6 protein-coding genes are annotated in these 5294 nt (G+C 74.7%); 4 read left to right on the top strand and 2 right to left on the bottom strand.

The features are described 5' to 3' along the window. Positions 1-238: 238 nt before the first annotated feature. From ACFV8H_RS28605 to ACFV8H_RS28595, 3 genes are all read left to right on the top strand, one after another. On the top strand, positions 239-973 hold the full coding sequence (locus ACFV8H_RS28605; RefSeq protein ID WP_380405555.1) for a 2OG-Fe(II) oxygenase: 735 nt from the start codon (positions 239-241) through the stop codon (positions 971-973). A 12-nt stretch (positions 974-985) separates the two neighbouring features. Beyond that, positions 986-1528 (top strand): hypothetical protein, encoded by a 543-nt coding sequence (locus ACFV8H_RS28600; protein WP_380405554.1) that lies wholly within the window; start codon positions 986-988, stop codon positions 1526-1528. A gap of 119 nt (positions 1529-1647) precedes the next feature. Beyond that, positions 1648-3093, top strand: a complete 1446-nt coding sequence (locus ACFV8H_RS28595; protein ID WP_380405551.1) for an alpha/beta hydrolase — start codon at positions 1648-1650, stop codon at positions 3091-3093. Here ACFV8H_RS28595 and ACFV8H_RS28590 read toward each other — a convergent pair. Then, positions 3086-3742 carry a hypothetical protein gene (locus tag ACFV8H_RS28590; RefSeq protein WP_380405547.1) on the bottom strand — a complete coding sequence of 219 codons (657 nt, stop codon included), beginning with the start codon at positions 3740-3742 and terminating at the stop codon, positions 3086-3088. The genes ACFV8H_RS28595 and ACFV8H_RS28590 overlap by 8 nt on opposite strands. Before the next feature lie 129 nt (positions 3743-3871). On the opposite strand from ACFV8H_RS28590, the gene ACFV8H_RS28585 reads away from it, so the two are divergent. Next, complete coding sequence (locus ACFV8H_RS28585) at positions 3872-4399, top strand: SMI1/KNR4 family protein (RefSeq protein ID WP_380405544.1); 528 nt, start codon at positions 3872-3874, stop codon at positions 4397-4399. 49 nt (positions 4400-4448) lie between these two features. Here the strand turns inward: ACFV8H_RS28585 and ACFV8H_RS28580 are convergent, their stop codons facing one another. Beyond that, positions 4449-5246, bottom strand: coding sequence for an NAD-dependent epimerase/dehydratase family protein (locus tag ACFV8H_RS28580; RefSeq protein ID WP_380405541.1), 798 nt, complete (start codon positions 5244-5246; stop codon positions 4449-4451). Positions 5247-5294: the final 48 nt, after the last annotated feature.

Here is a 5294-nt window from a genome sequence, read left to right as displayed (position 1 = left end):
TATTCATCGGCCCACCACCCATAACAACACACAATAAATCGTGGCCGCCGTCTTTTTTTTATAACACACCCCCTAAAACTACCCCGTCCCCCGGGCGGTCCCCCCCCCCCCCGGGTGGGGGTGGGCCCCCGGCGCGCCCCGTCACCACCCACGGCCCCGCCACCACCCGCGACCGCGCTGCCACCTCCCGGTCCGAAAGCCGCCAGCAGCGGGCACCGCCGAACCGCAGACTGGGCCCGTGAGCACCCGAACCACCACCGCCTCCCCCGCACCCGTACGGCAGCGCGTCGACTCGGCCGACTGGCCCGCCCTCGCCGAGGAGCTCGGCGCCCACGGCTGCGCCCTCACCCCCCAGCTCCTCACCCCCGCGGAATGCCGGGAACTGGCCGCCCACTACGACCACGACGAACTGTTCCGCAGCACCGTCGACATGGCCCGCCACCGCTTCGGCTCCGGCCGGTACCGCTACTTCACCCACCAGCCGCCACCACCCGTCGACGCCCTGCGCCGGGCCCTCTACCCGCACCTGCTCACCGTCGCCCGCGACTGGGCAGCGAAGCTCGGCCGCCCCGCACCCTGGCCCGACTCCCTCGACGAGTGGCTGGAGCAGTGCCACGCGGCCGGCCAGGCCAAGTCCTCGCAGATCCTGCTCCGCTACGGGGCCGGCGACTGGAACGCGCTGCACCGCGACCTCTTCGGCGACCTCGTCTTCCCGCTCCAGGTGGTCATCGGCCTCGACCGGCACGGCACCGACTACACCGGCGGCGAGTTCCTGCTGGTCGAACAACGCCCCCGCGCACAGTCCCGCGGCACCAGCACCGTCCTCCCCCAGGGCCACGGCCTGGTGTTCACCACCCGCGACCGGCCCGTCCGCTCCGCCCGGGGCCACTCCGCCGCCCCCGTACGGCACGGCGTGAGCACCGTACGCTCGGGGCGGCGCCACGCGCTCGGGCTCGTCTTCCACGACGCCTGAGCCGGGGACGCCGTGCCCACCCCCGTGCCCACCCCGGAACCCGCCGACCGGCCGCTGCCCGTGCCAGCCCGGCACACCGAGGCCGAACTCGCCGCCCTGCTGCACCTGTTGACCACGAACCGCCCCCGGGTGCACACCGTCGCCGTCGGCCACAGCCGCGACGAGCCCTCCCGCGCGACGGCCCAGGCCTTCGCCGAGGCCTGGCAGGCCCTCGGCGGCACCGTCCTCACCGTCACCGACTGGCCCGAACACGCCGCCTCCTGGCTGCGCCCGGCCCGGCGCCTCACCGCCCAGGAGCCCGACGCCTGGGTGGTCGCCGCCGCACCCCTCGGCTGGGCCCGACTGGCCCGGCGGCTCCGGCACAGCACCGCCTGGACGGCCGAACGGACCTTCGGCTCCGCCGCCCTCGCCGAGCCGCACATGATCGCCCTCGCGGGCCCCGACACCCTGGACGGCCTGCGCGGCGCCACCGCGGACGGCGGCACCTGGGAGGTCCGCGACGGGTGGCTCACCACCGCCCGCCCCCAGGGCGGTCCGGGGCCGTTCGGGTCCTGACGGTCCGTTCCCGGGGCGGATCGCGTCCGGACGCTCGCCAACGAAGTGTCCCGCTGCGCAGGCTGGTTCCTGACCGCGTCCACGCGGATGCGGCGTGAGCGGAAGGAACCCGGACGCCCATGGCGAACCTGACGAACAAGACGGGCGGGGCGGGCAGGACGGGCAGGACCAGCAGGACCAGCAGGCGCGGCCGTATCGCCACCCTGCTGGGCGCCGTCGCGGTGGTGGCCACCACCACCCTGGCCGGCCCCGCCCTCGCCACCCCGGCCGAACCACCGGCCCACGGCGGCGGCATCACCGGGCAGGCACCCTGCCCGGACGCACCCGAATTCACCTGCGGAACCCTCACCGTCCCGCTCGACCACAGCGGCCGCGCCCCCGGCACCCTCGACCTGGCGGTCGCCCTCAGCAACAACAGCAGTCCACCCAAAGGCGACTTGCTGTTCCTCTCCGGCGGCCCCGGCCAGTCCAGCGTCCCGTCGATCCGGCAGATGGCGGGCAAGCTGGAGCCCGTCCTCAAGGACTACCGCCTGGTGATGTTCGACCAGCGCGGCACCGGCCGGGGCGCGCTCCAGTGTCCGGGCCTCCAGGAGGACATGGGCTCCTCCGACCTCGCCCTACCCCGCAAGCAGTCCGTCGCCGACTGCGCCACCGCCCTCGGCCCGAACGCCCGCTACTACAGCAGCGCGGACACCGTCGCCGACATCGACCTGCTGCGCCGCGCCCTCGGCGACCGGCGGATCACCCTGGACGGCGTCTCCTACGGCACCATCGTCGCCGAGCGCTACGCCCTCGCCCACCCCTCCCGGGTGGCCCGCCTGGTGCTCGACTCGGTGGCGCCGCAGAGCGGTTTCGACCCGCTCGACCTGGCCGCGATGCCCGCCACCGCCCGGGTCCTGCGCACCGCCTGCCAGGCCACCGGCTGCACCACCGACCCGGCCGCCGACCTCGCCGCCACCGTGCGGCGGTACGGCAACGGTGCGCAGATCCTCAGTGCGCTCACCGGCTACGAGTTCATCGACCCGGATTTCGGCGCCGTCCCGGAGATCCTGCACGAGGCCGCCGCCGGGCAGCCCGCCAAGCTCCAGGACTTCTTCGCCCTCGTCCACCAGGTGGTCGACGCCGCCCCGGCCGAGGACCTCAGCCAGGGCCTGCACTCCGCCACCGTGTGCGCCGACGGGCACTTCCCCTGGGGCAGCACCGACACCCCGGTGGCGGGCCGTGCCGCCGCGCTGGAGCGCACCCGGCAGCGGCTGACCGCCGAACAGACCTGGCCGTACGACCCGGCGACCGCAACCGGCCTCGGCAGCCTGCTGGTCTGCCTCGACTGGCCCCGCGAGCCTGTACCGCCGGTGCCCCCGGCCCACCGCAAGCTGCCCGACGTGCCGGTCCTGCTGCTCGGCGGCGACCGGGACATCGCCACCCCGTACGAACTGCTCTACGAGCAGGCCGAGTTGGTGCACCACCCGGAGATCGTGATCGTCCCCGGAGCGGCCCACTCCGTGCAGAACCGCGCGGCCAACCCGGCCGGACGGCAGGCGGTCTACGACTTCCTGCTCAGGTAGAGACCTGCACGGTCGGCACGGGCAGGTCGAAGGCCCGGGCGAGGGCGGCGATGACGGCGACCCGGCGACCCGGCGGAAGGTGCTGGCGGGCCCAGTCGCCGGCCAGCCCGAGGAAGTCGCCCAGGTCCCGTTCGACCCCGGCGAGCAGCCCGCCCAGGTCCGCGACCGGCAGCACGATCACGGGGCTGTCGGGCTGGTCGGCGTTGACCGTGAGCCGGACGGTGCTGCCGAACCGCTCCGCGACCGGGGAGACCGGCTCGTGCCCGTAGCCGACCAGCCCACCGTGCTCCAACAGCCCGTGCCAGTCCCGCCAGTCCTCCAGGCCGTCGCAGCAGCCGGGCTGGAACTCGATGCCGGAGGCCCGGTCGGTGACCCGCAGCCCGCCCGCCGCGTACACGTGCTCGAAGGTCAGCAGCCCGTGCAGGAAGGAGTCCAGCGGATCGGCGGGCCGCGGCGGCCGCTCGTTGTCGGGGTCGACGTCGGGATCGATGTCGTTGCAGCGGGCGACCAGCATCACCGCCGTCCCGACCTCGGCGGGCGACAGCCCGCCGTCAAGGGCAAGGAACCCGGCGGACCCGGTCCCGGCGACGGGCCAGAGGTCGAAGCCGTCCAGGGGCCTCGCCTCCAGGACGGGCTGCATCACGATCATCCGGCCGAGTCTGCCACAGACCTGGCCCGTACGCCCTCCCCCGCCGCTCCTCCCCTGCCACCCCCTGCCACCGGGATGGAGCCGACGCCCGGCCGCACAGCTGTCCGGCCGCTCCAGTAGGTTCTCCCCGTGACCACCACCGATGACCGCCGGTTCCCGGCCCCACTGGCCTCCGCACTGGCGTCGCCGTTCGTCTACGACCGCGGCGAGGGCATCGACTTCGAGCCCCTCACGGCCTTCCGCTCCGCCGAGGAGACCACCGCCTGGCTCCGCGCCTGGACCGGCAACCGCGAGCTGAGCGGCGACGACTTCCGGCTGTTCGGACAGCACGGCACGGGCGGGTACGCGGCGTTCTGGCTGGCCCGTCCGGGCCGCCCCCTCGCCGAGCAGCCCGTGGTCGTCCTCAGGGCCGGGGGCGGAACCGGCGTCGTGGCGGTCGACCTGGCCGACTTCCTGTGGGTCCTCGCGGCGGGCTTCGGCCCGTTCGAAGCCACCACCCCCCGTGACCCCGACTGGACCCCGCGGCCCAGCCCGGAACGGACGGCCGTCGCGGAACGCTTCGCGCCGGAGCGGCGCCGGCCGGCCTCGGCCGTCGTCGAGCGGGCCGCCGCCGAGTTCCCCGATTTCGACGACATCGTCTTCGAGCTCTGCGGTTAGGCCCTGTCCGGCCGAGGCCCGGGCGGGAGGCGGTCGGTGCGCCGCACGGTCAGCGGCCGGTCTGGGTGAAGCGGCCGCCGAGGTAGCGGTGTTCCGGGTCGTCGGGGGACAACTCGCCTAGTTCAGCGATGAGTTCGGCGGCGAAGGACTCGGCGTCGTCCTGCGGCCGGTAGCCGAGCGCCCGGGCCGTCGAGAGGTCCCACCAGGCGCGGGTGTTGGCGGAGATCCCGTAGGCCACGGTGTGGCCGGTGACGGGGCCGGTGAGGGCGGCGTGCGCGAGGCGGGCCCAGTCGCCGTGGCTGAGCCAGGTGGCGAGCATCCGGATGCTGCGGGGGCGCTCGGTGAAGGAGCCGATGCGCAGGGACACGGTCTCGATGCCGTGCCGGTCGGCGTACAGCGAGGCGAGGCTCTCGCCGAAGCACTTGGAGACCCCGTAGTACGTGTCGGGCCGCTGCGGCGCGTCCACCGGCACGGTGCCGCCGTCGGCGGGCCGCTCGGTGAAGCCTGTCGCGTGGTTGCTGCTGGCGTACACGATCCGGCGGACGCCGGCCGCCCGGGCCGCGTCGTACAGCCGGTAGGTGCCCTCGATGTTGGCGGCCAGGATGTCGGCGAACGGCGCCTCCCCCGGGATCCCGGCCAGGTGGACCACGGCGTCGACCCCGTCCATCGCCGCCGCCAGCGCCTCGACGTCCAGCAGGTCGGCGGTGACGGCCCCGGGATTGCCGGGCACGGGCAGCCGGTCGAAGCCGCGCAGCCGGTGGCCGTACCCGGGCAGCAACTCCCGCAGGCAGCTGCCCATCCGGCCGGCGGCTCCGGTGATCAGGACCTGACCGGGCTGGTTCACCATTGTTCGTCCCCCTGGTTCCGCGTCGCGCGTCGCCGGACCGATGAGGCC

This window comes from Kitasatospora sp. NPDC059827 (assembly GCF_042731675.1).
Lineage (GTDB): Bacteria > Actinomycetota > Actinomycetes > Streptomycetales > Streptomycetaceae > Kitasatospora.
The sequence above is the reverse complement of the archived record's forward strand: the minus strand, read 5'-3'. Positions and strand labels throughout refer to the sequence as shown.